Annotated in this window: 1 pseudogene; it reads left to right on the top strand. The window is 66.2% G+C overall.

The features are described 5' to 3' along the window. Positions 1-42: 42 nt before the first annotated feature. Positions 43-391 (top strand): annotated as a pseudogene (locus HLUSI_RS26750) (cell division protein ZipA C-terminal FtsZ-binding domain-containing protein); the annotation flags it as partial.

The raw sequence follows: 391 nt of genomic DNA, 5'->3' as shown, positions 1-391 counted from the left end.
AAACCGACGGCCGAGAGTACGCCGGCCGCAGCCTAGGGCGCCGAGCCCGAAATCCCCGACATGATCGATGTGATGAAGACGGCGCAAGCGCTGCACCAATTCGTCATGGATCACGACGTCCAGCTGGGCGTCAACGTGCGCTCCAATGGCGCGCCGTGGAACGTCACCACCTTGCTTGCGGCATTGACCCGCCAGGGGTTCGATCGTCGCACCGACGGTCATCTGGTGATGCAGGACGGCGAGGGCGAAGTGTTGTTCTCGATGTCGACCAACGTCACCGGCGCGGCGGAAACCACCGATCGACTCACGCTGTTGCTGGACGTGCCGCGCGTCGGCCCGGCTCGCGACGGCTACGGCGCCATGATCGCCTGCGCGCGCTCGCTGGCCATGC

The sequence above is a fragment of the Herbaspirillum lusitanum P6-12 genome (assembly GCF_000256565.1).
Classification (GTDB): Bacteria; Pseudomonadota; Gammaproteobacteria; order Burkholderiales; family Burkholderiaceae_D; genus Herbaspirillum; species Herbaspirillum lusitanum.
This window is presented reverse-complemented; position numbering and strand designations above follow the sequence as displayed.